Source organism: Paenibacillus sp. FSL W8-0186, from assembly GCF_037969765.1.
GTDB classification, from domain to species: domain Bacteria; phylum Bacillota; class Bacilli; order Paenibacillales; family Paenibacillaceae; genus Fontibacillus; species Fontibacillus woosongensis.
The window spans coordinates 776,297-802,408 of sequence record NZ_CP150207.1; the positions used below are offsets into that span (position 1 = coordinate 776,297).

Genomic DNA, 26,112 nt, shown 5'->3' on the forward strand with positions numbered 1-26,112 from the left:
TCTATGAGTATCTTTAAGCCAGAGGAACAGTATTTCTATGTTGGGGGCTACTCTTCTGGAGAAGAAGCTGGGATTCATCTTTGCAGCTTAAATACGGACAGCGGAGAGCTTCGTCTAATTCACGGCACCTCAGACATCGAGAACCCGTCTTTTCTTATCGTCGCGGATAAACAACATGCAGGGCGTCAGGCGGCTGCATACGTCATGCAGAAACATGAAAGCGATACCGCGGAAGATTCGGCCAACCCTGTTAGCCAGGCAGCTGAGGAAGCGGCGGGAACAATGCGGCTATATGCCGCTTTGGAATGCGAGGACGGCAAGGTCGCTGCCTATGGCATTAATCCGCAGGACGGCAAGCTGAATCTGCTTGAAACGGCGCGTACGGAGGGTTCAAGCCCGTGTCATTTGTCGCTGTCTCCTTCCGGGCATCTGCTTGTCGCCAATTATTCCAGCGGCCATGTCAACAGCTTTGAATTGGATGGGGAGGGGAGCTTAGCCCAAATGGCGGCGGCTGTTCAGCATGTTGGCAGCGGCTTTCGCCAGGATCGCCAGGAGGCAGCTCATGCCCACAGCGTACTCCCATCCAAGGATGGCAAATATGCCTTCGTCTCCGACCTGGGTCTGGACCAGATCGTCGTGTACAGAGTGGAAGACGGCAAGCTCGTTACGCACCGTGAGGTGGCGCTGCCACCTGGAGCGGGGCCAAGGCATTTCATTATCCATCCGTCCGATACGTTCGCTTACGGTATCAATGAGCTGAACAACACAGTGACCGTGTTTGCGTATAACCCAACCCATGGTATTTTGGAAATTATTCAGCATATAAGCACTTTGCCCGAGGACTTTGCCGAAGAGAGCTATGCGGCGGACATTCATCTGTCGCCGGATGGCAAATATGTATACGCATCGAACCGTGGCCATGACAGTATCGTCCGCTTCAAGCTGGACGCTTCGACCGGACAGCTCAGCGCCCCGGAGTGGACTAGTGTTGGCGGAAAGTGGCCGCGCAACTTTGCTGTCCTGGACGACTATGTGCTCGTGGCGAACCAGTTTAGCAACAGCATCACCTTGCTCGGCCGCGACCGGGCCACCGGCAGCCTTTCGCCTGCCGACAGCGTGCTGGAGGTGAAAGAGCCTTCCTGTATCGCGATTGTTCCGCGGTAGCACACTGATCTGTGGCTTGGCTTGGGTAAAGGTGTCTGTGAAGTGAGATGTAAGTTTGGTAGCAGGCAGCAGTAGCGGACTAGCGGGTAGTGGCTTAGTTAGTAGTAAGTAGTGAGTTAGTTGGTGTTGCAAATAGAGAGTTGGTTGGTGTGCGAGCAGTGGTTAGCTATGCAGTGGCTGGGCATATGCGAACCTAACGGACACAGGGGGCGCTATTTGCGAAATAACGGGAAATTTAGAGGGCTAACGGACCTGTGTTCCGCTATTGCTCCCAAAAGCATGTTTTAGGCAGTCCATTTGGCCAAATAACGGAACCAGGGTCCGTAAGCACCTGTGAAAGAGGTCTATTTCAACAAATAGCGGATCTCCTGTCCGTTAGGAAGCAGCCAATTCCGAGGGCTGAGGCATCAATCCCGCCGAGCCCACCCGTCTCATCCCCCCTCAGTCATTAGTCCCACTAGACTCATCAGCACATCGAGGACATCGAGCACATCGAGCACATCGATCATATCGAGCACATCAGCAGATCGACCATATCGAGCACACCAAACCCACCAAACCCACCAAACCCACCAAACCCACCAAACCCACCAAACCCACCAGCCCCACCAGCCCCAACGTTTCCATCAAACCCACCAGTCTCTGAACCCCACGAAGCTACACCCCCACTTCCCCGTTGAAGAATTAAGGACAAGACCGGCCGGCCTTGTCCTTTTTTTTGCGTACCTAAATTAGCCAATGCCCCCAAAATGTGCTCCACAAGGGAATATAAGCTTCTCTTATAGTTTTTTAATACATTTCCAATAAAAGTGTTTGACAAGAAAACCCAGCGCATATAGAATACAATCATAGCATACTAAACAGGTAGGAATAATAAATAAAATAAAGTTCTCACCGTACGGACGGAGGAACGCTCTACTTGCCTTGGCAGACACGGTAGCAGTTCGGTCTGACCGTAGGGATAGGGCGTTTCTCTTTCTATTTTGCTAGGCAGTTGGCATGAGAAGCAGTTGAGGCACATCGAGCATGTCCGCAGAAATAATGACAGGTTTCTTAAAGAGAGATGGGGAGAGTGAGTAGTTATGAAAAAGGTGTTGAAGCAAGGGTTGATTGCAGGTCTCGTATTGGCGGTATCGCTGGTTGCCGCGGCTTGCGGAAATTCGGGAAGCGGGGCCAAAGAGGTCAACTTGCTAAACGTATCCTACGATCCGACCCGGGAGCTGTATACCGAGTTCAACAAAGCATTTGCTGCTCATTGGGAGAAGGAGAAGGGCGAGAAGGTATCGATCAAGCAGTCGCATGGCGGATCAGGCAAGCAGGGCCGGGCGGTGATCGACGGTCTTGATGCGGATGTGGTTACGTTAGCTCTTGGTTATGACATCGACGCGATCCAGCAGGCCGGATTAATCAATGAAGGCTGGCAGCAGAAATACGAGCATAACAGCTCGCCATATACGTCGACGATCGTGTTCCTCGTTCGCAAGGGCAATCCGAAAGGCATCAAGGATTGGGATGATCTGGTCACGGACGGAATCGAGGTCATTACGCCTAACCCGCAAACCTCCGGCGGAGCGCGCTGGAATTACCTTGCGGCATGGGGCTATGCCCTGCACCAGAACAACAATGACGAGGCCAAAGCTCAAGAGTTTGTAAAGAAGCTGTATGAGCATGTTCCGGTACTGGACAGCGGTGCCCGCGGAGCAACCACGACATTTGTGGAGCGCGGACTCGGGGATGTGCTGCTGGCTTGGGAGAATGAGGCTTGGCTGTCCGTAGAGGAGCTTGGCCCGGATAAGTTCGACATCGTCTACCCGTCAGAAAGTATTTTGGCTGAACCGCCTGTAGCGGTAGTTGATAAAAATGCCGATAAAAAAGGCACCCGCGAAGTGGCCGAGGCATATTTGCAGTACCTGTATTCGGAGGAAGGCCAGACGATTGCAGCGGAGAATTATTACCGTCCTACGCTGGATAGTGTAAAGAGCAAATACAAAGATGCTTTCCCCGAGATCAAGCTGTTTACAATAGATGATGAATTTGGCGGATGGGCTGAGGCACAACAGAAGCATTTTAGCGACGGCGGCATATTCACGCAAATTTATGCGCCGAAATAAACCGACCGCACAAACGGAGGGGCATTCCTGCGGTGATCGAGCGGGATGCAACGGATGGAAAGGATGAACCTGCATGCACAGTAGCACTTCAAAGCGCGGGGTGCTTCCCGGCTTCGGGATCACGATGGGTTACAGCGTACTATATATCAGTTTGGTCGTATTGATTCCGTTATCTGCGCTGCTGCTGAACTCTACGGGTCTAACCTGGGAGAAGTTCTGGGATGTTGCGACAGATTCGCGCGTACTTGCTTCATATAAAGTCAGCTTTCTCACCGCGGCAGCGGCTGGACTGATTGATACCGTACTCGGTCTGCTGATCGCGTGGGTGCTTGTTCGATACGAATTTCCCGGCAAAGGATTGTTCGATGCGATGATTGATCTTCCTTTTGCTCTGCCTACTGCGGTTGCTGGAGTATCGCTGACGGCGATTTATTCGGCGAACGGCTGGATCGGCTCCTTGTTTGAACCCTTGGGGATCAGAATCGCCTTTACCCCGATCGGCATCACCCTGGCGCTGATGTTCATAGGGATTCCCTTTGTCGTCAGAACCGTTCAACCGGTGCTTCAGGAGCTGGATGCCGAGGTTGAGGAGGCGGCCTCCACGTTAGGCGCCAGCCGGTTCCGTACGTTCCGCTCCGTCGTTCTGCCGGAGCTGATTCCGCCGCTGATGACAGGGTTTGCCTTGGCTTTCGCCCGGGGGATCGGGGAGTATGGCTCAGTCGTCTTCATTTCCGGCAACATGCCGATGAAGACCGAGATTGCCCCGCTGCTCATCATGTCGAAGCTGGAGCAGTTCGATTACGCGGGGGCTACAGCCGTGGCTCTCATGCTCCTGATCATTTCTTTTGTACTGCTGCTGCTCATCAACTCTTTGCAGCGTAGAGTACGCAAGACGGCAAAATAGCAGGGGCATAACCGCCCGCCGCCAATGTCTCATCGCTTTTACTGCCCAAGACGTAATGCTCATGATACGGGTCATGTAAGGGACGTATGCTGATATTAGCCGGTAAGGCATGTGAAACAGGAAATATCGATTTGATGATCAAGCGATGAACCAATCCGGTAATGAAACAATCCAGTGATGAAGCAATCCAACGATTTGGCATTCAAGCGATCATCAAGCATCCAGTATTAGTATTCGGGGAGGTATCAGGAAATGGCTGGCTCTGTACCGCTATCTGCCAAGAAACCATCCACGGTCAGGCAGCGCAAAGTGAATGAATCAAGCGCTGTGAAGTGGATTCTGATCGGGGCGGCAGTTTTGGTGCTGCTGTGGCTTATCGTTCTGCCATTGGTTGTCGTTCTTAGTGAAGCCCTGAAGAAGGGCTGGGAAGTATATATTGAGGCCATCCGGGACCCGGATGCGCTGTCGGCCTTGAAGCTCACGCTTCTGGTTGCTGTTATCACGGTGCCGCTGAATACGATTTTTGGCGTCGCCGCGGCCTGGGCCGTGACGAAGTTCAAATTCCGCGGGAAGCAGCTGCTCGTCACGCTGATCGATTTGCCTTTTGCTGTATCTCCGGTAATCGGCGGTTTGATCTACGTTCTGGTCTACGGTGCCAACGGCTGGTTTGGCCCATGGCTCGAGGAGCATAATTTGAAGGTTATTTTCGCGCTGCCGGGAATCATTTTGGCCACCTTATTCGTGACCTTTCCCTTCGTTGCCCGCGAGCTTATCCCGTTAATGGAGGATCAAGGACAGCAGGAGGAAGAGGCGGCGGTTATGCTGGGGGCACGGGGCTTCAAAATCTTCTGGAAAGTAACGCTGCCGAACATCAAATGGGGTCTGCTGTACGGCATCATTTTGTGTAATGCAAGAGCGATGGGGGAATTTGGCGCCGTATCCGTCGTCTCCGGGCATATCCGGGGCGAGACCAACACGCTTCCCCTGCATGTGGAAATTTTGTATAACGAGTATCAGTTCTCGGCGTCGTTTGCCGTAGCTTCCTTGCTGCTGTTATTGGCGCTCGTGACCCTAATATTCAAAAGCTGGTTCACACGAAAAAGTCAGCATTAATGTTGTTTTTCATGAAACGAAATATTCACAGGCTGAATTGCCGAGGAGAGGGAGGCAGTAAGTATGGCAAAACCATTGAAGGTTGACGATGTATGGTTGGATCGGATTGCAGGATTGTTAGACGAGATGGAATTCGGGTCGCTCAACATTGTCGTCCATGAAGGACAGATTGTCCAGGTGGAGCGTACAGAGCGTAAACGGTACGAAATGGGAACCTCCGGCGCAGCCAAGTCCTCCGGGAGCCAGCGTAACGCGGCCCGGCCCTTGCGTCAGTCAGGAACTAGATAAATAAATTATAGCGATATGAAAAAGAGACAACCCCGATTCCGGTGGCTTCGAGGTCGGCAGACCTCGGAGGACAGCAGATATCGGGGTTATTTGCGCCTGCGTTCGCGAAACGGATGCATCATTCCGGCAGAGAGTTTTTGGAGGACTTCGCTGCGGAATCCGTCTCAAGGCCGGGCAAATCCGTAATTTGCTCCTGGAGCAGGGCTAGTTCGTCCTCTTCGAAATAATGGCCCACGAAGGGGCGCGACTTGCGCGGCTTGCTGCGGCTAAAACGAAATCCAAACAGGAATAGCAGCAGCTGAAGTGCAAGAACATACGGTGCCCAGGCTAAACTTATGAAATGGAGCATAGCAGCCAAACCGATCGCCACGGCTAGCCAGCGCTGCAGCAAAGAACTGGACGTCTCCCTGCGTCCGCCTCGGAGAAATGGATATACCACGATCAGCGAGAACAGGCAGGAGAGGAAGCGAGACCAGATATACAGCACGGCCCAGCGTTCTTCTTGCATCTGGCTGGCCTGGTCCAGCGAGCCCAGGAACCACAGGATCAAGATAAAGAGGCCTACGGTAAATGCGAACGGCAGCGCATGCTGAATCTGCTGCCAGACCGCCCAGCCCCAGCCCGGCTTCTCGGCGCGGCCCAGCAGCGCGCTGCGCTCGTCCATCAGGCGTTCGGTCTCGCGCTCAATCGTTCTAAGCAGCAGCGAGAGGCGCGTGCTGTCGCGTTCCTCCATCATATAAGCCGCGATTTGTGCGAGTAAATCTTCGGTGACATAGGGTGCGGCTTTACAGGCCAGCAGCTTATCGACCAGCGCGGCATGCTCGGCTGATGACAGTTCGCGAGGGCTGCCCGCTTCCCGGAGGAGCGCTCCCGTGGCTGCGGTGTACAGCTCCAAGCTGCGGTGCAAGCGGTCAAGCCGAACATTAATCCGGTAGGCTGTTCTTCGCTTGGAAGCGCCATATTGCCACGCAAATATGACGACCGCCGGGGCAATAATTATGGCTGCCGGGGTATACAATTGAAGCCACGCGATCCAATCCCAGAGAAACACCCGTACCACCCTTTCGATATTCCTCATTCCACTATTGCATACGTCAGGTGCGTTTTTCAAGCGCCAGAGTTGGAAAACGACGATTCGCAATTTTTTGCAAATCAAGATCCTCCTAAAGTGGGTATATAGAGAGCACTACCTTACTTTTGGGGGGATTTACATGGTTATTGGAAAAATCGCGCTGAAAATATTTATCGGCTTCGTCGGGCTGTGGGTACTGACACGCCTGCTCGGGAAAAAGGAAATTTCCCAGCTTACGCCGTTCGATTTTGTTTCATCCGTCATGCTGAGCGACCTGGTCGGGGAGACGGTATATGACGAAGACATTAAATATTCGGAATTGATCTTTGCGTTGTTTTTATGGGGAGTACTGTCCTTCGTATTTGAAAAAATATCGCAGAAGGTGAAGCGGGCCCGCGGCTTTCTGGACGGGAAGCCGTCCATCATCATCCGCGACGGCAAGGTGGATCTCCGGCATATGCGTCAAAACGGACTGGACTTCGATCAGCTGCGCATGCTGCTTAGACAGCATGAAGTCTTCTTCATAAGCGAGGTCGCTTATGCTATATTTGAACCTAACGGAACGCTTAGCGTGATGAAGAGGCCGCAGGAGGAAGCAATCAAGCGTAAGGACCTCGGCTTGGACACCTTCAATGAGAAGGCGTGCCTGTCTTACTGTCTGGTAGAGAACGGCGTGGTCGACCGCACAAGCTTGCAAATGATCGGCAAAGACGAAGCCTGGCTGCAGCGGCTGCTGGAGAAGAGCGGTTATGAGCGGCTGGAGGACGTGGCCTATGCGGAGTGGAAGGAAGACGAGGACCTTTACGTGGTGCCGCAGCAGCGGAACAGAAGGGAGAATTAGAGTGGAGCGGGAGCAAGTTCGTGTAGTAAGGGAGATTCCGGATGCTGGAGATTATGCGGCCCTAAGAAGACAAGTGGGTCTAAGCCCGCGGAGCGAGCAGGGAATCAGGGTCGGCTTGGGCAACTCTCTTTTTGCGGTATGTTTGTATGCTGAAAATGAGCTCATCGGCATGGGAAGAGTTGTAGGCGATGGGGGCTGTTTTCTGCAAATCGTGGATATCGCCGTGCGTCCGGATTATCAGGGGCAAGGGCTTGGAAGGCTCGTCATGGACGAGATCATGGCCTATCTGGCTAGAGAGGCGCCGCCGGAAGCCTATGTCAGCCTCATCGCCGATCAGCCGGCAGATAGGCTGTATTTGAAATATGGCTTCCAGTACACGGCCCCGGCGTCTCTCGGGATGTATTTAAGGATTACACAATAGCGCAGCATGAGCTGAGCTTTGCTGCATGATCCCCTGAACTGATAAATAAAGGAGATGTCTGTTTGACTGCCACTGTCATTGAAATTTTGTTGATTGCCATCCTGGCCGGAATTGTAGGCTCCATTCTTGGTCTTGGTGGTGGAATCGTCGTTACTCCGGCACTGACACTGCTGTTCGGCGTGGAAATTAACCATGCGATTGGAGCCAGTCTGATTTCGGTTATCGCGACTTCCAGCGGCTCGGCCGTAGCTTACATAAGAGACCGAATCACGAATGTGAGGGTAGGCATGTTCCTGGAAATTGCCACGACGGTAGGGGCGATTACGGGAGCGTTCCTCGCGGCGTTAATTGCACCGAATTTCTTGTATTACATTTTTGCCCTGCTGCTATTGTATTCGGCTTATGCGATGGTGAAGAAGGGCAAGGAGGAAATCCCCGTGAACGTCCCGCAGCATCCCGTGGCAGAGAAGCTGGGGCTTGGCGGAGAGTACTATGATAAAGCGCTTGGCAAAAATATTACCTATAACGTGGATCGGGTGTACGAAGGTTTTGGCGTCATGTACGGCGCCGGCGTAGTATCCGGACTGCTCGGCATCGGCAGCGGAAGCTTCAAGGTGATGGCGATGGACGTTTTTATGAAAATGCCGCTTAAAGTATCGACGGCGACGAGCAACTTCATGATGGGCGTTACTGCCGCGGCTAGTGCGGGAATCTATTTTCTGCGCGGCGATATCATTCCTGTCATTTCGGCTCCGGTGGCTCTCGGTGTGTTGATCGGAGCGACAATCGGAGCCAGGATCATGCAGCGGCTGAAAAGCAAAACGATCCGCAAGCTATTCATTCCGATCATGATCTATGTAGCCTGTCAAATGATCTACCAAGGATGGGGGGCGTAACCTATGGCGGAGCAACAACAAGCAAGCCGTCAGGACCGGGCGGCGGAGGTCGAAATCGCCATTAGCAAAATGCTGCGGATCGGCATCGTGCTGGCCGGCCTCGTGATCGTCGTCGGCCTGGTCCTGTTTCTCGTTACCGGGGACAGCGGTTATCCCGGGGATACCTTCCCGACGAGCCTGCTGGAAATTTGGCATGGTATGGTGGAGCTGAAGTCCGTAGCCATTATCGAGGCTGGCTTGATCCTGCTCATCCTGACCCCGGTATTCCGCGTCTTCGTCTCCATGTTCGCGTTTATCCATGAGAAGGACTACCGCTTCGTGCTGATTTCGATTCTCGTGCTGGTCATCCTGGCGTTCAGTTTTGCGCTTGGCAAGGTTGGAGCCTAGTGTGGGCTGGAGCAGCTTAACAGCCTGATCTAGCGCAGGGCTTAACTTTTGGTTAGCACAGCTTAACCTCTTGATCTAGCATGGCTGCACATATTGGCCTGGGGCAGTTTGGCTTCTTAATCCAGCACAGATTACTTTAAACCTAAAGCAGTTTAACTTGAGGGTGCGCTCAGCTTAGCTTCAAGCACATCCGCTTTACGCCATCGGCTTTATGGACAAAGCCTCTTCCGCTAATCAGGAGACTGACTTTTTCTCGCAATCGAGGGCGTGGTCAGCTCCCATGCGCCTGGAAGAGGCCCTTTTTGTTGTCCGGGGTTGCCTGCGACGTTTGAGCCGAGGCGGTTTGTGATAATTATAATAGAAAGCATCATCAAAACCAGAAGAGAGAAGGCGTTCGAAATGAAAATCGTCATTTACGGCAGTACGGGCACGATTGGCAAGGCCATTTTGGCGGAAGCGCTGCGGCGCGGACATGAAGTGACCGCCGTCGTTCGCAATACATCCAAGCTTGAGGCTGAGGCGGGGCAGGAGCGGCTTCATTTGCTGACCGGAGATATTTTGATGCCGGAATCGATTGCACAGGCAGTGGAGGGGAAGGATCTCGTCATTAGCGCTTACGGCCCGCAGTTTGGAGAAGAGGACGAGCTCCCGGAAGCAGCCCGTTCCTTGGTGGAGGGGGTAAAGCGGGGAGGCGTCCGCCGTTTGATCGTCGTGGGCGGAGCCGGGGGATTGGAAACGGAATCCGGCGTTCAATTGATGGATACCCCGGAATTTCCGGAGGAAATCCGGCCTTTGGCGAGAGCGCATGAGGAAGCCTATCACGTCTACAGAGCCTCCGATCTGCTGTGGACGGTATTAAGTCCAGCAGCTGTCATTGAGCCGGGCAAACGCACAGGGCAATTCCGGATTGGCCTGAACCGTTTAGTTACGGACGAAAGGGATCAGAGCCATATTTCCGTAGAGGACTATGCGGTGGCTTTGCTGGATGAAGCTGAAGACCCGCAGTTCCCTGAGGCGAGATTTACGGTTGCATATTAGTTCAGATCAGTGGTGTAAAATTCTATTATTTAAAGCGTCTGCTGATGTGAGATGTTCGGGATTGTCAGGAAGGCGTAGGCATACTTATGTTGTAAGCACTCAATCAGGCTGCTGCAATAATGCAGGATATTGAGGATAGACTTGGATGGACAGTAACAAAGCCGGATGTTAAGGGCTGATCTAGATGAACAGTAACAAAGCCGGATATTGGGGACAGGCCTACGATGAACAGCAATGAAGCCGGATGTTGAGGACAGACCTGGATGAACAGTAACAAAGCCGGATATTGGGGACAGGCTTACGATGAACAGCATTAAAGCAGGATGTTGCTGTGCATGGCCATGATGAATAGCAATTAGCAATAATGTTGTTTGGCTTGGTTATGATCAAAAGTAATAAGGCAGGTTAGCAGGCGGGAGGGGGTAACAATGCAACTGGTGACTTCGGAACAGATGAGGGAGATCGATCAGTACACGATAAATATGCTGGGCATTCCGGCGATGGTTTTAATGGAAAACGCCGGACGGGCCATTGCTGAGGAGGTGCTGGCTTATTGCCGGGCCAACAGCCCGCGTACAACCGATGGCCGCCAACCGGCGCAGCGTCCCGCATGGGGGTGGGACTGGCAGAAACACCCGGCGGACGCCAAGGCTGGTGCCCGGCAGGATATCCAAGCGTCCCGGGAGGTGATCCGCTCGGATGCAGGCGATAGAGAGGCGCTGGCCGGGGAATGTTGGCTAATCCTGATTGGCAAAGGCAACAACGGGGGCGACGGGCTGGTCTGTGCCCGTCATTTGGCGGACGCGGGTCTTGGCGTCCGCCTGCTGTATGCGGAGCCGCCGGAATCGCTTCGCGGAGATGCGGCGGCGCAGCACGCGATCGCGGAAAGGCTGGGCCTGCCGCGATCGGTATACACGCCCGGTGAGGCCGGGACTTTCTCCGGCTGCACCGGGATCGTGGACGCGCTGCTCGGCACGGGCGCGAAAGGGCCCCCGCGAGGGGCTTACGCTTCCCTGATCCGCGAAGCGATTGGAAGCGGTCTGCCGATCATCGCGGCAGACATCCCGAGCGGCCTTGACGCCGATACGGGCAGCCTGCACGACCCGTGCATCCGGGCCCGGAAGACGGTTAGCCTGGCCTTTATGAAGGCGGGGCTGACCCAATATCCGGGAGCGGAGGCGGCTGGGGAGGTCGTGGTGCGCTATATCGGCATCCCGGCTGCATTGCCTCCGCATGTGCCCGGGGCAGGGCAGCTGCTGACCGAGGCCTCGCTGCAGAGCGGGCTCGGCGTCAGCGTGGACCGTATCCGCCAGGCGGACGGCCATAAGGGCACGTACGGGCACGTGCTGCTGGCCGCGGGCAGCCTGCCGATGAGCGGCGCGGCGCTGCTCTCGGCCAAGGCCGCGCTGCGCGCCGGCTGCGGGCTGGCCACGTGGGCGCTGCCCGCGGCGCTGCTGCCGCACACGGCAGGCGCCGTGCCCGAGCTCATGACCGCCCCGGTTCCCGACGACGGGAACGGGGCGTGGAGCGAGGCCGCCGCAGATGAAGTGCTGCGGCTCATGCAGGCGCGCGATGTGCTCGCCGTCGGCCCGGGGCTTGGCCGCTTCCCGGGCGAGGCGGGCTTCCTGCGCGCCCTGTGGGAGGGCATCCCCCGTCCGCTTGTCGTGGACGCGGATGCCCTGAACATCCTCGCTGCGGCCGGAGGCCTGGCAGCGTGGCAGCGCCGGGACGCGGCGACGGTGCTGACGCCGCATCCCGGCGAAATGGCCCGGCTCGCCGGGCTGAGCACGGCCGAGGTCCAGCGGGACCGCCTCGGCCTGGCGCGCAGCTTCGCCGTGCAGCATGGCGTAACGCTCGTGCTCAAAGGGGCCCGCACGGTCGTTGCGGACCCTGACGGCAGCGTCTACGTCAACACCACCGGTCACCCCGGGATGGCGACCGGAGGAAGCGGCGATGTGCTTACGGGCATCATCGCCTCGCTGCTGGCCCAAGGCCTGAGCGCGATTCAAGCCGCTGCGCTGGGCGTTTACCTGCACGGCCTGGCCGGAGAGCGCGCCGCCTCGGCGCGATGGACAGCCGGCTCCCTGCTTGCCGGAGACATCATCGAGGCGCTGTAGCGCTTGAGTTGCAGGGCGATAGGCTTTGCAGCGCAAGTGCAGTTCATCGGCATATGGTCGATAGCCATCCAAGCATGCCCCGGACCCGCTACCTGTGCACGGGGAGTAGTACGCACGAAGTACAACTGTAATCTGCCGCCATAAACGATAGTCCCGGCTCCCGGCACGCAGGGAAGCTAGCCGCCCGCGGCAGGCCGTTAAAGCGGTCAACCAGGGAATGCCGCTGCTCTATGTCGTAACCATTGCTCCACCGTTTACATGGACGACTTCTCCGGTAACGAAGCTGGAATCGCTGCTGGCGAGGTATACATAGGCGGGAGCCAGCTCATACGGCTGCGCCGCACGTCCGATAGGCGCATCCGTACCGAAGACGGCAACCTCCTCTGCGCTGAAGCTGGAGGCAATAAGCGGCGTCCAGGTCGAGCCCGGCGCCACGGCGTTGACGCGAATGCCGCAGTCGATCAGCGAGAGCGACAGAGACCGGGTGAACGAGACGATCGCTCCTTTGGTCGATGAATAATCGATCAAAGTCTTATGTCCTTGATAGGCCGTGATGGAGGCGGTGTTAATAATCGAACTGCCTCGGCATAAATGGGGCAATGCGGCCTGAACCATGAAGAAAAACGGAAAAATATTCGTTTGAAAAGTCTGATAAAGCTGCTGCTCTGAAATATCAGCGATGCTTTGCTGAGGATATTGTACGCCGTGATTGTTGACCAGAATGTCGAGTTTGCCAAAGGTGGAAATCGTTTCGCGGACGACGGCTTCGCAGTTTTGCTTGAACCGCAGATCGATTTTGATAGGGAGGCAGCATTGGCCAAGCTCTTCAACACGGGCTTTGGTCTCCAGGGCGTCCGATGTTTCCCACAAATAGGGGATCACGACATCCGCTCCTTCTTTGGCAAAAGCGATTGCGACCGCCCGGCCGATGCCGCTGTCTCCGCCAGTGATAATGGCGACCTTGCCTTTCAGCTTGCAGCTGCCGCGATAGTTTGGATTTTCCGAGATCGGACGGGGATGCATCAAGCTTTCCAGGCCAGGCTGATGGGGCTGATGCTGAGGCGGGAAAGCGATGGGCTGCTCTTTGCATACGGTTGTCTTGGCATAATACGGGTAAACGGGGTTGCCGCTGTCTCCTGGATAAGGATGCATGTGCTGCCCTGCCGTCATGGGAAGCTCGTGATCTGCGGGATGTGCCATGTGCTTCTGGCCGTGAGCCGCTATTGGGGCATTTGGATGCATCGGGAAAACCGGGGTTACCGGGCTTATGGGATTTATTGAATTCATTGGGTGCAATGGGGGCATTGAATGCGCTGAATGCACTGAGTGCACTGAGTGCATGGAATTCACTGGATTCATCGGGTTCAACAGCAAAACCTCCAAAAATTAATCATAATAATTCTTCTGAAGTATGAGTATGCATATGCCTAGGCAAGGGTGCCGATGATTGACTTTGGACGAAAATATTGATAGCATTTTTAGTAAAGTAGAGTTGCTCGGTCGGAATTAAATCGATGGAAGCTCACACTGCAAACGCAGGATTAGATCACAACGGATAAATTAGCTATGATAGAGACTAGCTATGATAGTAAGTAGCGAACGACAACGAACCTAAGTAAAGGAGAATATAGATATGCCAAAGGTAACGATTATTAATGGCAGTCCTACGCCCGGCTCCCGTCTGACGGCGATGATCGAGCTGGCGGATGAGCTGCTGCGGAAGCAGGACTTCGAAGTGAATCATGTGAATGTGGGCGAGCTTCCTCCGGAGGATCTCATCCATACGAAGTTTGAGAGCGAGGCGATCGTGAAGGCGAACGGTCTTGTGGCCGAAGCGGATGCCGTTATTATCGCCAGTCCGGTTTACAAGGCCTCCTACACGGGAGTATTGAAAACCTTCCTGGATCTTGTCCCGCAAAAAGGCCTGGCCGGCAAAATCATCCTGCCGCTTTTTATCGGCGGAAGCCTTGCGCATCTGCTGTCGATCGATTACTCGCTTAAGCCGGTGTTATCAGCGCTTGGGGCACGCCATATTCTGGGCGGGGTATACGCGGTAGATGCTTATATCGCCCGTACGGATCAAGGCGGCTTCGACGTTAGTGAGGAACTGGTTACGCGGCTGGAGGATAACGTGGCCGAACTGGTCGAGGAGACCAAACGGCGCATCCAATATGCGGCCCTAAAGTAATCTCAGCAAGCTAAAGTTAAAAAGCTCTAAATCATTCGTAATGAACGATTTAGAGCTTTTTTTGAGTTTGTTGGAACCGCAAAATGATGCAATAGTGCAGAATTTTTTATTTAGGGTCTCCCATGATCCGGTTTCTTGGAAGCCACTGAATTCAAGGTGATTCCAAAGAAACTGGGCGAGTAACTTGTACCGCTGGAAAATCAAAACTAAATGTATTTTATACAGCTAGTTAAGCTCTTTTATCAAAAAAACATGCGCTAAATGCAAAACATGCAGTTAGTTTACCAGAATGGAGCGAATTCGTCGAAATCACTTAAAACTAAATGTAGGTTTTGCAGTTAGTTCCCTTTAACACGGCTAAAATCGATGAACTAACTGCATGAATTACATCTAGTTACCTGCTGATCCCTGTCATCTAGGTACAGTCACAATCAGTGTCCAAAGTGTCCATCTAGGTACAGTCACACAGCCACAATGTGTGTCCATCTAGGCACAGTCACAATCATTGCCCGAACCATCGAGGACAGTCGAAAATCAGTAGTTTAATTGAACTGGAGAGAAAGCCCCCAGTTCAATTAAGGGGCTGCTGAGGCTGCCGCACCATTCATCTAAGGAACCGTGAGATTATCTAGTATCCTGCTAAGGATTTCATTCACATTTCTTCGTATCCAAGTTATTGAGTCCGTGAGGATATCCAGTATTCATCTAAGGAACCGTGAGGCCATCATAGCATCCCTCCACCGTTTTCGGCCGATATGACGCAAGTTCGGATTCGGAGGAATACCTGCACATTCGAATTAACTTTATCAGAAAAGAAAGAAATCCTCTTACTGACTCACGGACTCCACCTTGACGACGGGGATGCGTATGAATCGTCCCGCAGGCTGGCCTACGATGATAGAATCATCAGGCGAGCTGGTGTACTGCTCTTCGGTTGTCCCGCTTTCCTGGAATTCCATATAGTGCTCGGTGTAATGCGTAAAGCGCCCTGTGACCGTGGCTTCTCCTTCGTAGAAGGTGAAATCGCCCTGCAGCATGATATAGCTATTCTGGCCGAAGGCGAGCACTTCTCCGGTCCCCGGGGAAGTGATGGTGCTGGTGAAACGGACAAGGGTACCGGGATAAAAAGCGACGTCATCGGCGGAAATATCTACGTAGGTTTGCTTGACTCCGGTAAACTCAAAGTGATCGCCGTAACGGACATAGATGGCCGTCTCGCCTTCGCCTTCACCGTGCGGATTTACGACATGCAGCGTGTCGTCATTTTGTACAATCAAGTCGTCCGCTTCAAACGAAAACAACAGCTGGATGCGGTCCTCCAGCACTTCGAAGGCCATATACAACGTCTCGCGCGCAGCCGAGTCCGCCTCGATGACCACCACAGGAGTGCTCGAGGTGCTCAGAACCGGGTCAATGCGCAGGCTGTGGATTTGCGCATGGGAGGATAGGTCGCGATTTGATAAGATCTGCACGCTTTCCTCGCTGTTCATCCGGCCGAAAAACAACTGATTGCCCGCATCGGTCGCAGCGACGTAAACGTTCGAGCCGAATTTTTTTGTGCCGCCCGCGACATGCTTATAGCCTTCCCCGTCGCCGGAAGCCGGCAGAAGCCGCACCGGCTCAGCGGCTACCCAGGCCAACTCGGTCGCACGGATTTCCGCCTTCGTATCCTGGTAATTGCCAAGCGCCCTATACAGGTCGATCGCTTCCTGATAATTTCCGCTGGCCGTGCTTTTTTTGGCGGAGCGGAGCAGCTTGGCAATACCATCCTTGGCATAGGCCAGCACCTTGGAACGCGGGTTAGCGGAGCTGGCGAACGACTCAAACTGCCGGGAATGCAGGGCAAAGGCGGCGTAGTCCTTGTTGTCCCAATCTTGTTTCAGCAGGGAATCCATTAATTCGTTCGTTTTGGATATTACCCAGGGTGCCTTGTGCTCATGGGCTTCGTATTGCTTCACCATGGATGAAGCGTTCTGCAGCATAGCCTCGATATATCCGCTTGCTGTGATCCGCTCCAGCTTGGTTTCATCATATTGCTGGAATACCGCATTCAGCTGATCGAGCCATTCCTGCTCCGTTCCGAAGAAATGGGCGGGCATGCGCAGCAGCTTCCATTTGAACGATTCATCGTCATAATGGCCATTCTCTAAATTACGCTCTGGTTCTTCCAGCAGAGCTGTGCGGAATTGTTTGAAATAATCCATGAAGCTTTGCGATATGCCATATTGTTCAGAGACCTGCTTATAATATTCGCTGTAAGGCCCTTCGGGCGTCATGTAGCTGCTGCGGATCTGCTGAAGGCTGGCGTAGGCGTCCATCAGGCGCTCGAAGTCGTCTCCCCGGGCCGCCGCGGATGCTTGACCCAGGATGCCGGATAGGTTTTCCTTCATAGCGGTGATCGGCGCCATCTCCTCCAGCCGGGAGGAGATGAGCTCCTCTTTATACTGAATTGTCTTGTTACTCCGCGCTTTCTGGAATAAAGTCTCGGCGTCGATCAGATTTTTTTCCTCATACAGAGCTTCCGCTTGATCGATTATGCTAAGCTTCTGGGAAATTCCTATTCCTTTGTATATCAGCAGCGGAATCATTAATACACATAATACAATGAGCAGATGATGCAGGGTTAACCATTTTTTATACGTCATGGATGTTAGACCTCGGCTTTATTTGTTGAAAATCGGCATCCCACTGGTATTTCTCCTCATAGATCCGCGCCGTCTCCGCTTGGAGAGCGCCCCAGTTCAAGTCCGGATTCTCTGTGACGATGCGGTACAGCCGGAGGAACCGGTCCTTGGGCAGCTTGCGGGCATAACGGGCCAGGAATCCGGAATAGGCCAGCACATAGCGTTTCATTCGTACTGCTGCGCCAGCTACTCCGGCAAGAATGTCATCCCCGTCCTTCATCGCCGTAATTTGCTGCTCATATTTAATGACATATTGGAAGGTACGGTCTTTGATGAGCTCCCGCTTGATTTTGGCCAGCTCGCCGATATAGGAAGCCAGCTCGGGGTCGAAGTCCTCGAGCAGCAGCGGCTCCAGCTCCAGATCCATATCCTTGCGCAGCACAAGGGATTGCAGCAGGAGAATTTGCAGCTTGCGGATATGGTCGTTGCGAATGATGACGGCGACTTCGCGCATCAATTCATAGGAACGCGCCTCGTTCTCCTGCGCGGCTGCGATATCCAGATTGCGTACGAGGCCGTTTGCGATGCGGTCCCGGTCGCGGACGAACATTTTGCTCAGCTCGATAGAGGTCCGGCTCGGCAGCGCCTTGCGCCTTACGAATAAGAGAAGAGCCATCAGCGCAGCCCCGGAGACCGCCGAAATGGCGATAAACTGAAAGGTCGGGCTAAATGCGACTGCAATCAGCGTCAGCAGCAGAGTGAGCAGCAGATCATTGCTCAAGGAGCGCTTCGCCGCGCGCAGCGCCAGCTCCTGAACGGGAAGCAGCGCCGGTTTGCCGCAGGTCGTGCAATTCTCCTCCATAAGTACGGTATAGTTATGGCAATTTTTGCAGCATCTTAACTTTTCATAGGCATATTTCGTTTTTATGGGAGGGCGCAGTACAATATTTTTCTTTTTCATGGCACTCTCTCTTCATGGTTGATAAGCTGCAGCAATTGGGCGTCAAGCTCCTGGGGAGCGACGATACGATCTCTGCGCGTGTAATAGAGCACGGACTTTACAATGGCAAACAGAAACAAAAGGGTCAGGCATCCGTATGTAACCATATGCGGCTTCCTTTCGTAATTGAATTATGAAGGTATTAATTATATCATATGGACAGCGATCGACTTGGTAGATTTTGACGAAACATAGGGATGAATATTTTCAACCTCTTAACCTTTTTTTAAGGAATATTGATTACAATAGATAAAGCTCTAGTACAATTATACTACCTGAAACCAGAATAAAGGAGCACGATTATGCAGAAGCGTAATAAGCAGTCTTTACGTATATTAACGGCTTTTATGGTCTTTTGGTTACTCGTTTCTACGCTGGGCTCCGAGATATACGGAGCAGCGCCGGCCGCGCAGGGGAGCCAGCCCGGTTCGCGAATCGACGCGGTGCTCGTCATCGATGTCAGCAACTCTATGAAGACGAGCGACTCGAATAAAGTCGGCAATGAAGCGATGAAGATGTTCATCGATATGCTGTCCGCGCAGGGGGATAAGGTAGGCATTATCGCCTATACGGACAAAGTCCAGCGGGAGAAGGCGCTGCTTGAGATCAAGTCCCCCCAGGATAAGCAGGATCTGAAGGATTTCATCGATGGCCTCGACAGGGGGCCGTACACCGATATCGCAGTGGGGATCAAGGAAGCGGTCAAGGTGCTGCAAAAAGGCTCCGACCCGAACCATGAGCCAATGATTGTCCTGCTTGCGGACGGCAACAATGATTTCAACAAAAGCTCTGGGCGTACGCAGAGCGCATCCGACCAGGAGCTGAATCAAGCGGTTGAGGAAGCGAAGGCAGCCGGCATTCCGATCTATACGATCGGGCTGAATGCTGACGGCAAGCTGAACAAGGCGCCGCTGGAGGATCTCGCGAACCAGACAGCCGCCAAGTCCTTTTCGACCAGCACGGCGGATGATCTTCCGCGCATCCTTAGTGAAATTTTCGCCAGCCATCTGAAGCTGAAGATCGTGCCGATCCAGAGCATGACGGGGACCGGCAGCTTCCAGGAGGTTACGGTCAACGTGCCGAATGCGAACGTGCTCGAAGCGAACATATCGATCATGTCGGCGCAGCCGGTCGAGACGGAGCTGGTGAACCCTGCCGGGGATAAAATAGCGGTGCCGTCGGACGATGTGCTGCTGTCGAAGTCGAAGAGCTATTCCCTCATTAAGCTGCTGAGTCCGGCCGAGGGCGATTGGAAGCTGCGGGTCAAGGGGGCGTCCAAGGATAAAATCGACATTAACCTCGTCTTCAACTACGACCTGGAGCTGGAGATGGAGCCGATTGCGGCGGGAAGCCATAAGCCCGGCGACAAGGTGCAGATCGGAGCGTATCTGACGAGCAACGGCCAGAAGCTGCAAACCGCCGAGCTGTACAAGAACATGAACGCCGTGCTGCTTGCGAAGGATCTGGACAGCGGCAAGACGGAGGAAATTAAACTGAACAACACGGGCGACAAATTCGAGGGAACGTTCGAAATTCCCGAAGCCCATGATTACGAGCTGAAGGTGCGCGCCGAGGAGCGCAGTTTCTACCGGGAGTCCGAGCCGGTAACGATCAGCGCCAAAGCTGCTTCCGGAGGAGCGGCGGCGGCCAAGCCGGCAACGCCAGCGGCCCCTGAAGAAGAAAAGCCGTTTCCGTGGCTTACCGTCGTCATCTCGGCCATAGCCGCAGCTGTTCTTGCGGCAGCCGCTTACTTCATTACTGCAGCCGTGAAGAAAGCGAACCGGGGCTTCGTTGGGCAAATCGTCATCGAAATCCGCGACGAGAATACGCACGAGAAGTCGTTCCCGCAATATAAGAAATTGACCGCCTTCAAGGGCAAATTCAATTTGCATCAGCTGCTGCAGCTTGCGCCGGAGCTGAAGGAGACGGAGAAAGTCGTCTTTACCCCGGCGAAGGGAGACCGGATCATGCTGCGCAACGGTTCAGACGCTCCGGTCGAGAAATCCGGACGGGTTGTGGATGCGAGCGCGGGACTGGAGCTGAAGAGCGGAGACCGGATTACGCTGCCGCTGCAGCATATGGATAAGACGATTTTCATAGAGTACCTGGTATAAATTTGAGGAGGAAAACGTATATGAAACCGGTAGTCAGAGAGCATATCCAGCAATTGGACGTATCGCTAGGCGGAGGCATCGTCAGCGACAAAATCCGTGTCGACACGATCGATAATCCGATCCTCATCATCGGCCTGGGCGGTACGGGGATCGATGCATTGCTTCGCTTGAAATATCAGATCAACCGCCGCTTCAAGCTGCCGGAGGACCCGTTGTCCAAGAAGAAGCGCGAGAAGCCTGACAACGTGGAATTCCTGGCGTTCGAGACGAACGAGCAGGACCGCACGAAGCGCTATAAAGGCATCGGGCTCGACCCAATCAATGAATTCGTCCTGCTGTCCAACCCGGAAATCGGCGGACTGCTGCAGAACCGGAGTATTTTGGAGCCGTATATTACCGATTGGCTGTCTCCGGAACTCAGCATTACGGACGGCATGAACGGGGCGGCGGGCGTGCGGCAGGCCGGACGGCTGCTGCTGTTCACGAAGATCAATCAGGTCGTGCAGGCGATTGACAAGAAGATCAAAACACTGTCGGTAGGCACCAACAAGAAGCTGATGGTATTTCTGCTGACCGGCTTGTCTGGCGGAACGGGAAGCGGCTGCTTCCTAGATATCGCCTATATCGTGCGCGGCATCATTGAGCGCGATCACGGTTCGGCCGGGATCGACCGGGTGAATACGCTCGGCTATTTGTTCACTCCAGACATCAACCTGTCCAACAAGAGCCTCAGCGAGCATACGCGTGAGTACATCAAGAAGAACGGCTATGCGGCTCTGAAAGAGCTGGACTACTGGATGAACGTGGACAGCCGCGGCGAGCGGTTCAAGCAGCAGTACGGCAACATTCTGACGGTTAACTCTCCATTGCCGCCGTTCAATCTGTGCCATCTTATTTCGGCGACGAATACCGAGGGCAAGCTGCTGGAGAACGCTTATGATTACTGCATGAACGTCACCGCCGAGAACATTACGAACTTCATGGCGAGCGAAGAGAAGCAGTCTGGCGAGGAGTTTGCGATCCACGACTATATCAGCAATATTCGCACGAACATCGCGCAAATGAACAAGATGTACCCGGCGAACTATGAATATAACATTATCGGGGCGTCCTCCGCGGTGCTGCCGATCGAGGAAATGACCACGTATTTGGCATATCGTCTGTTCGGCAAAATGGAGAAAATGTTCCAGCATGCGCCGAGCCAGGAGGACGTCGAGAAGTTTGCCCGCAAGCTGGGCATTGACCTTGAGAGCATGATCAAGACATTTGAATCCCGCGTTCCCGAGCCGCTGCCCGGCTACGAGAACAGTGAGCGGCTGAGCTTCGCCAACGTGGTGAAATCCCAGATCGTGAACATGGATACGGAGCTGGAGCAGACCTTCCTGGCCCGGGCGAGAGAGGAATATATCAAGGCGAAGAAGCAGCTGCCTGGCGAGGTGCTGGAGCAGTTCAGCGAGCAGATCCGCCGTCTGTTCCTCCATCCGGAGCAAGGTCCGTTCTATGTGTCCCGTTTGATCTACACGGAAAAAGGCTTCTGCCTGCTGAAAATGCTGCTGTCCTACATTGAGACCCTGCGTGAGAACCTGCTGCGCATACCGCGCGACATCGAGGCGGCGCAGGACCAGGCGCACGAGAAGCTGGGCGACGCCAAGAGCGCATTCGTCTCCAAGGAGAAGAAGAAGAACGCTTATATCGAAGCGAAAATTCATGAATATTGGCTGCATGCGGACGTGGAGCGCACGGAGCAAATGATCGAATTTTACGAGGACTTGTACCAGCTGCTGAATCAGGAGAACAACCGGATTTACAGCGTGTTTACGGAAATTCTGAACGCGCTGAGCTCGATTTTTGCTAAAAACGGGGACATCCTGACAAGCGGCGAGGAGCAGGTCGATCATAAAGGCAACAAGACGTACTACTGGAATATCGTCAGCGTGCCGGATATTTCCAGTGTCGTCAGCGGCATCATGGACAAGAAAGACGTCGACGATCTGATTCGCGATTTCTCCCTGGAGCTGTTGAACAATTCAAACCAATGGGTGAAGGAGCAGGAGATCGATATCGTCAGCTCCATCTCCGACTTCCTGACCGAGAAATTCGGCGATCTCATTACGAAGTCAATGGAGGATTTCCTGGTCATCAAATACGGGCAGGACGAGTCGATCGAGAAATTCGTGGAGCGCTTCATTGCCAGCAAGCTGGATGAGGAGGCCGTTCCAGTCTTCCATCTGTCGAACAGCACAGGCAATCTGCATTTCCCATCTTGGGGCTTCGTCTCCGTTCCGGTGCAGGCGCCGAGCATCCTCAAAGGGATTCGCAACTACCAGAACAACGCGGTTGGTAAATCACATTTCACGGTCAAGGAAAGTGAAGTGAAAAACCGGATCTTCTGGCTGAACACGCGTAACGGGGTGCCGCTGTTCGTCTACACGCCGCTGAAGGTGTACGAGGAGAGCTATGAGCGGACGATTCTCGATAAGGAAGGAATCGGGCGCCATCTGGTGCAGACGGACAAGAACAACTGGACGTACCTGCCTTCGCCGATCCCGGAGAAATCATGGGGCGACACGTACTTCAACTCGCGGGTGCAGAGCTATAACTCGCGCGTGCGCGAGGAGTTTGCCAAAGCGCTTGAGCTGAAGGTCATCGTGGAAAAAGACGTCGACCACAATACGAGCAACCGTTATTCCGCAGTGTTTACGAAGCCGTTCGATTTGGAGAGCACGTTGGCTGCCTATGATATGCGCCTGGATGCGCCGAAGCCGAATTTGGGCGAAGTGAAGCGTGCCGCGGTCGAGCTCAGACGCCTGCTGGCCGAAGGGCTGCCGAGGGAGGGCGACAAGGACATTTTTGGCAGCATCAATGAGGAGCTGGCCAAGGAGAACCTGATCCGTACGCCGGAGCTGATCGCGCGCGTGCGGCAGGAGATCGCCAAGTACGACGGGATTGCGGCGATGGCGGCGAAGCTCGATGCGGTGCTGGAGCAGCACCAGGACGAGGAGAAGTGGCTGGAGCAGTTCATTGAGGCGCTCTATACCGAAACGATTACGAAAAAAGGCGCGCTCTACGTCTACGACCGCGATCCGGAGGAAGAGGCGTGGGAGCCATTCGCCAACTTGATGAAGAGCCGTAATTACGTGGAATACGAAGTGTTCACGCATTTCCGCGGCTTGGAGGAGAAGAACCGCAGCGCCTTGATGCGCAAGGCATCGCGCCGCGATGCAGAGCTGACGGCGAGCGAGGATATCGAGCCGCTGCTGCAGACGCTGGATGAGCTGGCCGAACGATTCCAAGAGGGGCGGGACTCGCTGGAATACGAGAAGGTGGAGCTGGCTAACGGGGAAGAGATGTACCAGTTCTACAGACAGGTCGCCGCGAAGCTGAACGATATTCGCAGAAGGTTGAAATAATGATCAGGCAGAAGCTGGAGCAGTTCGCCGCTGCCTATGACCGGGCGGAGGAGCGCAGCACAGGCCTGGGCGACGACCAGAGCAGCATTCATTATCCCGCAGTGTTTCTGTTTATAGGCGACAAGAGCAAAGAAGCCATTGAACCGATCATGCAGATGAACGAGAAAAAATGGGAGAACAGCGAGGGCCTGATCTATATTCACGCCGGGGCGGAGGATGGTCCTGCCGCTGGCTCGGCGGGGATACCGGGCGGGGCCGGCTTGAACCAGTCCAGTACTCCTTCCTCACCACGTATGCTGCATTATCGCGTTCCGGTCACGGTAGAGGAGGGCTCGGCAGCGCCTGCCGCGCGCCGCGACATTTATCGGCAGTTCTATGAGGAAGCCGGGGGCCTGCCGGCGCTGAACCGGGTGCTGCGGCAGGCCAGCGGCGCTCTCGCCGAGTATGGGAGGCTGTACCCGTCCTTTGACCGGGTCCGCCTCTCGATCATTACGCGGGTCGATGACCCGCTTAATGTGTTTGTCCCGGAAATCACGCTTCTGGCTGAAGCGATTTTCCGGCAGTCGTTCAAGGCGGTGCAGCTTGATCTGTACGCTTTGATCAGCGAGCGTGAGGGAGCGGAGGCTTTCGGCTACAGCAGCTCGCTGGGCGTGGCATTTCTCCGCGAGCTGGAGCTGATGCAGGATTCGAACTACGAATTCAGCGCACCTCTTCATGTGACGGAGGATGGCATCTCGATTCCAGTCACCCATTCGCCATCCCCGCTGTTCGATCTCGTCTATGTGCTGTCGGACCGGGATGAGCGGGGAATCGCCTCATTGAACGGCATGCAGAGCTGCTACGAGATCATCTCGCATATCAGCCTGCTGAAGAACAGGCATCAGAAGGAACAGGCCTGGGGCGCGAGCAACCCGGCTTACAATAATACTTCGTTCAAGAACAATATTATGACGGAGTCGGGGCGTCAGGGCTTAGTCTCCGCCGGGTTATCCCGGGTGAAGCGGCCGAACCAGTCCATCGCCCTTGCTGTGCTCTATCACTTCTACCGCGGCCTGCTGGAGCGGATGAAGCAGGAGCCGCCGCTGACCGCTGCCGAGAAGCAGAGCTTCTTCGGCCTGGATGGAGCCGCTCTGGAGCGGGTGACGGCGAGCATGCTTCCTTCCGGGGAAGGCCTTGGCGAAATGCATGGCCTGATGACGAACGATGTCAGCTACGGGGCCGTGCGCAAGCTGTCGCTGAAGGAGGCGGAAGAGACGCTGTTCGGCGGCGGGGGCGAGGCGTTCTTCCGCCGTAATTTCGAGGAGGAGGCGGCTCGCCATTTGAAGGAATTCGAGGCGGCCAAATGGCTCGATCAGGCAGTGACGCGTTCGCTTGAACAGCGGCCGGATGTGCAAATTTATGCACTGGCCGCCTGGACAGGCGACGGTGACGGGGATATGGGCGTTGCCGCCCACCTGCGCCACAGCCGCCGTGAAGCGGAGCTGCTGCTGTCTTCGGCGAAGGCCGAGTTGGAGCAGTTCCGCCAGGGCCGGGTGGAGGAGCAGTCTATTCCGCGCGTTCCGCTTATGGACCGGCATAATTTGCGCAGTCTGATCCGCTATTTGTTCGACAACGTGTATTCCCGCAAGCGGGACATTCTGCTACTGGAGATGCGGCTGAAGCTCATCGCTAAGCTGGAGGACGCTCTGCAGGCGCTGCATGGCCGGTACCGCGCCGAGATTGCGCAGCTGGAAGCGCTGGAGCGGGAGCTGCGGGATACGGCGCTGGGCAGCATCAAGACGGCGGACGATTATATCGGCCAGAACATCATGGAGTATTACGAGCGGGTGACCGCCGATGTGATGGAGCAGTGGGAAGCCAAGCGGGGACGCCATGCGTTCTTTGCCGAAAGTGCTCTCGGCGACTCGCGCCGGTTGATGGAGAACGGGCCGGAAGGGCTGACGGACCGGCTGATCGAGGTCTGCAAGCAGACGATCCTGGCCTCGCCGCTGTTCAAGCGGACGTTCGAGGAAGAGCTGCTCCAGCGGGCCAATGTGACCGTCGAGTACGGCAACAAGACGGTGCTGACCAAGGAGGAGCTGTTCAAGAAGCTGTACCGCATTCTGGAGGACAACGCCGCGATCCAGGCTCGTTTGTACGATTACACGCAGGAGCATCGCTACGAGGAGAAGTACGTGTTCGGCGATTATACGAGCGAACTCGTACGCCATATTTTCCAGGCAGACGAGACGTCGCGGATTTACAAGCTGGGTTGTGTGCATGAACAACGAAGCAGCGGCCTGGAGAAGCTCAACCTGATGGGCGGCTTCCACATTGAGGACTTGATGTATTACCTGAATGGAAAAGTCTATTATGAAACTTATTCGCAGAACGGTTATGAATTTCACGGAATAGACCGGGCTTTGCTGCCCAAGCTGCGTTAAT

At 54.7% G+C, this 26,112-nt stretch carries 22 protein-coding genes; 16 read left to right on the forward strand and 6 right to left on the reverse strand.

All coding sequences use genetic code 11. The features are described from left to right. Window positions 1–3: 3 nt before the first annotated feature. A complete protein-coding gene (locus MKX50_RS03255; protein ID WP_339158409.1) occupies window positions 4–1,164 on the forward strand; it encodes a lactonase family protein in 1,161 nt (386 codons plus the stop codon). A 505-nt stretch (window positions 1,165–1,669) separates the two neighbouring features. On the opposite strand, the gene MKX50_RS03260 is transcribed toward MKX50_RS03255, so the two are convergent. Beyond that, window positions 1,670–2,014, reverse strand: coding sequence for a hypothetical protein (locus MKX50_RS03260; protein ID WP_339158410.1), 345 nt, complete (start codon window positions 2,012–2,014; stop codon window positions 1,670–1,672). A gap of 232 nt (window positions 2,015–2,246) precedes the next feature. Here MKX50_RS03260 and MKX50_RS03265 point away from each other — a divergent pair, with 232 nt between their 5' ends. The 4 genes from MKX50_RS03265 (at window position 2,247) to MKX50_RS03280 (ending at window position 5,580) form a co-directional block, all read left to right on the forward strand. Further along, a complete protein-coding gene (locus MKX50_RS03265; protein WP_339158411.1) occupies window positions 2,247–3,275 on the forward strand; it encodes a sulfate ABC transporter substrate-binding protein in 1,029 nt (342 codons plus the stop codon). A gap of 73 nt (window positions 3,276–3,348) precedes the next feature. Beyond that, a complete protein-coding gene (gene cysT / locus MKX50_RS03270; protein ID WP_213591021.1) occupies window positions 3,349–4,179 on the forward strand; it encodes a sulfate ABC transporter permease subunit CysT in 831 nt (276 codons plus the stop codon). 252 nt (window positions 4,180–4,431) lie between these two features. Next, a complete protein-coding gene (gene cysW / locus MKX50_RS03275; RefSeq protein WP_213591022.1) occupies window positions 4,432–5,292 on the forward strand; it encodes a sulfate ABC transporter permease subunit CysW in 861 nt (286 codons plus the stop codon). Between the two features lie 63 nt (window positions 5,293–5,355). Continuing rightward, a complete protein-coding gene (locus MKX50_RS03280) occupies window positions 5,356–5,580 on the forward strand; it encodes a YezD family protein (protein WP_213591023.1) in 225 nt (74 codons plus the stop codon). 118 nt (window positions 5,581–5,698) lie between these two features. Here the strand turns inward: MKX50_RS03280 and MKX50_RS03285 are convergent, their stop codons facing one another. Further along, the gene (locus MKX50_RS03285) at window positions 5,699–6,691 is read right to left on the reverse strand and encodes a hypothetical protein (protein ID WP_339158412.1); all 993 of its coding nucleotides are present in this window, start codon (window positions 6,689–6,691) and stop codon (window positions 5,699–5,701) included. A 100-nt stretch (window positions 6,692–6,791) separates the two neighbouring features. On the opposite strand from MKX50_RS03285, the gene MKX50_RS03290 reads away from it, so the two are divergent. The 6 genes from MKX50_RS03290 to MKX50_RS03315 all read left to right on the forward strand — a co-directional run bounded on the left by MKX50_RS03290 (window position 6,792) and on the right by MKX50_RS03315 (window position 12,352). Continuing rightward, window positions 6,792–7,493: a DUF421 domain-containing protein gene (locus MKX50_RS03290; protein ID WP_213591025.1), complete on the forward strand. Its 702-nt coding sequence runs from the start codon at window positions 6,792–6,794 to the stop codon at window positions 7,491–7,493. A gap of 1 nt (window position 7,494) precedes the next feature. Then, window positions 7,495–7,914, forward strand: a complete 420-nt coding sequence (locus tag MKX50_RS03295; protein ID WP_213591026.1) for a GNAT family N-acetyltransferase — start codon at window positions 7,495–7,497, stop codon at window positions 7,912–7,914. A gap of 62 nt (window positions 7,915–7,976) precedes the next feature. Further along, window positions 7,977–8,810, forward strand: coding sequence for a sulfite exporter TauE/SafE family protein (locus MKX50_RS03300; RefSeq protein ID WP_213591027.1), 834 nt, complete (start codon window positions 7,977–7,979; stop codon window positions 8,808–8,810). A 3-nt stretch (window positions 8,811–8,813) separates the two neighbouring features. Beyond that, window positions 8,814–9,197, forward strand: coding sequence for a DUF1634 domain-containing protein (locus MKX50_RS03305; protein ID WP_213591028.1), 384 nt, complete (start codon window positions 8,814–8,816; stop codon window positions 9,195–9,197). 399 nt (window positions 9,198–9,596) lie between these two features. Continuing rightward, window positions 9,597–10,235: an NAD(P)H-binding protein gene (locus MKX50_RS03310; RefSeq protein WP_213591029.1), complete on the forward strand. Its 639-nt coding sequence runs from the start codon at window positions 9,597–9,599 to the stop codon at window positions 10,233–10,235. Window positions 10,236–10,663: 428 nt separating this feature from the next. Then, window positions 10,664–12,352 carry an NAD(P)H-hydrate dehydratase gene (locus MKX50_RS03315; protein ID WP_213591030.1) on the forward strand — a complete coding sequence of 563 codons (1,689 nt, stop codon included), beginning with the start codon at window positions 10,664–10,666 and terminating at the stop codon, window positions 12,350–12,352. A 228-nt stretch (window positions 12,353–12,580) separates the two neighbouring features. Here MKX50_RS03315 and MKX50_RS03320 read toward each other — a convergent pair whose 3' ends face one another. Continuing rightward, entirely contained in the window at window positions 12,581–13,504 is a 924-nt protein-coding gene (locus MKX50_RS03320) for an SDR family oxidoreductase (protein ID WP_339160001.1), read from the reverse strand. A gap of 80 nt (window positions 13,505–13,584) precedes the next feature. Here MKX50_RS03320 and MKX50_RS03325 point away from each other — a divergent pair, with 80 nt between their 5' ends. Next, the gene (locus tag MKX50_RS03325) at window positions 13,585–13,767 is read left to right on the forward strand and encodes a hypothetical protein (RefSeq protein WP_339158413.1); all 183 of its coding nucleotides are present in this window, start codon (window positions 13,585–13,587) and stop codon (window positions 13,765–13,767) included. Between the two features lie 218 nt (window positions 13,768–13,985). Next, a complete protein-coding gene (gene ssuE, locus MKX50_RS03330) occupies window positions 13,986–14,540 on the forward strand; it encodes an NADPH-dependent FMN reductase (protein ID WP_155611782.1) in 555 nt (184 codons plus the stop codon). An 827-nt stretch (window positions 14,541–15,367) separates the two neighbouring features. On the opposite strand, the gene MKX50_RS03335 is transcribed toward ssuE, so the two are convergent. The 3 genes from MKX50_RS03335 to MKX50_RS03345 are packed head-to-tail and all read right to left on the reverse strand — an operon-like array spanning window position 15,368 to window position 18,271. Then, window positions 15,368–17,185: a hypothetical protein gene (locus MKX50_RS03335; RefSeq protein ID WP_339158414.1), complete on the reverse strand. Its 1,818-nt coding sequence runs from the start codon at window positions 17,183–17,185 to the stop codon at window positions 15,368–15,370. Then, window positions 17,175–18,125, reverse strand: a complete 951-nt coding sequence (locus MKX50_RS03340) for a hypothetical protein (RefSeq protein WP_213591033.1) — start codon at window positions 18,123–18,125, stop codon at window positions 17,175–17,177. The genes MKX50_RS03335 and MKX50_RS03340 overlap by 11 nt, the downstream gene beginning before the upstream one ends. Next, entirely contained in the window at window positions 18,122–18,271 is a 150-nt protein-coding gene (locus MKX50_RS03345; RefSeq protein WP_213591034.1) for a hypothetical protein, read from the reverse strand. The genes MKX50_RS03340 and MKX50_RS03345 overlap by 4 nt, the downstream gene beginning before the upstream one ends. Window positions 18,272–18,466: 195 nt before the next feature. On the opposite strand from MKX50_RS03345, the gene MKX50_RS03350 reads away from it, so the two are divergent. Genes MKX50_RS03350 through MKX50_RS03360 form a run of 3 tightly spaced genes read left to right on the forward strand, consistent with a single transcriptional unit; the run spans window position 18,467 to window position 26,111 of the window. After that, a complete protein-coding gene (locus MKX50_RS03350; RefSeq protein WP_213591035.1) occupies window positions 18,467–20,278 on the forward strand; it encodes a VWA domain-containing protein in 1,812 nt (603 codons plus the stop codon). A gap of 20 nt (window positions 20,279–20,298) precedes the next feature. Beyond that, complete coding sequence (locus MKX50_RS03355; RefSeq protein WP_213591036.1) at window positions 20,299–23,688, forward strand: tubulin-like doman-containing protein; 3,390 nt, start codon at window positions 20,299–20,301, stop codon at window positions 23,686–23,688. Then, window positions 23,688–26,111 (forward strand): transcription initiation factor TFIID, encoded by a 2,424-nt coding sequence (locus tag MKX50_RS03360; RefSeq protein WP_339158415.1) that lies wholly within the window; start codon window positions 23,688–23,690, stop codon window positions 26,109–26,111. The genes MKX50_RS03355 and MKX50_RS03360 overlap by 1 nt, the downstream gene beginning before the upstream one ends. Window position 26,112: the final 1 nt, after the last annotated feature.

What these genes read in the sequence shown, in the direction of transcription:
- MKX50_RS03255 (WP_339158409.1), top strand. Translation starts at nt 4, where the DNA reads ATGAGTATCTTTAAGCCAGAGGAACAGTATTTCTATGTTGGGGGCTAC.
- MKX50_RS03260 (WP_339158410.1), bottom strand. Translation starts at nt 2,014, where the DNA reads ATGATTGTATTCTATATGCGCTGGGTTTTCTTGTCAAACACTTTTATT.
- MKX50_RS03265 (WP_339158411.1), top strand. Translation starts at nt 2,247, where the DNA reads ATGAAAAAGGTGTTGAAGCAAGGGTTGATTGCAGGTCTCGTATTGGCG.
- cysT (WP_213591021.1), top strand. Translation starts at nt 3,349, where the DNA reads ATGCACAGTAGCACTTCAAAGCGCGGGGTGCTTCCCGGCTTCGGGATC.
- cysW (WP_213591022.1), top strand. Translation starts at nt 4,432, where the DNA reads ATGGCTGGCTCTGTACCGCTATCTGCCAAGAAACCATCCACGGTCAGG.
- MKX50_RS03280 (WP_213591023.1), top strand. Translation starts at nt 5,356, where the DNA reads ATGGCAAAACCATTGAAGGTTGACGATGTATGGTTGGATCGGATTGCA.
- MKX50_RS03290 (WP_213591025.1), top strand. Translation starts at nt 6,792, where the DNA reads ATGGTTATTGGAAAAATCGCGCTGAAAATATTTATCGGCTTCGTCGGG.
- MKX50_RS03305 (WP_213591028.1), top strand. Translation starts at nt 8,814, where the DNA reads ATGGCGGAGCAACAACAAGCAAGCCGTCAGGACCGGGCGGCGGAGGTC.
- MKX50_RS03310 (WP_213591029.1), top strand. Translation starts at nt 9,597, where the DNA reads ATGAAAATCGTCATTTACGGCAGTACGGGCACGATTGGCAAGGCCATT.
- MKX50_RS03315 (WP_213591030.1), top strand. Translation starts at nt 10,664, where the DNA reads ATGCAACTGGTGACTTCGGAACAGATGAGGGAGATCGATCAGTACACG.
- MKX50_RS03320 (WP_339160001.1), bottom strand. Translation starts at nt 13,504, where the DNA reads ATGCATCCTTATCCAGGAGACAGCGGCAACCCCGTTTACCCGTATTAT.
- ssuE (WP_155611782.1), top strand. Translation starts at nt 13,986, where the DNA reads ATGCCAAAGGTAACGATTATTAATGGCAGTCCTACGCCCGGCTCCCGT.
- MKX50_RS03335 (WP_339158414.1), bottom strand. Translation starts at nt 17,185, where the DNA reads ATGACGTATAAAAAATGGTTAACCCTGCATCATCTGCTCATTGTATTA.
- MKX50_RS03340 (WP_213591033.1), bottom strand. Translation starts at nt 18,125, where the DNA reads ATGAAAAAGAAAAATATTGTACTGCGCCCTCCCATAAAAACGAAATAT.
- MKX50_RS03345 (WP_213591034.1), bottom strand. Translation starts at nt 18,271, where the DNA reads ATGGTTACATACGGATGCCTGACCCTTTTGTTTCTGTTTGCCATTGTA.
- MKX50_RS03350 (WP_213591035.1), top strand. Translation starts at nt 18,467, where the DNA reads ATGCAGAAGCGTAATAAGCAGTCTTTACGTATATTAACGGCTTTTATG.
- MKX50_RS03355 (WP_213591036.1), top strand. Translation starts at nt 20,299, where the DNA reads ATGAAACCGGTAGTCAGAGAGCATATCCAGCAATTGGACGTATCGCTA.
- MKX50_RS03360 (WP_339158415.1), top strand. Translation starts at nt 23,688, where the DNA reads ATGATCAGGCAGAAGCTGGAGCAGTTCGCCGCTGCCTATGACCGGGCG.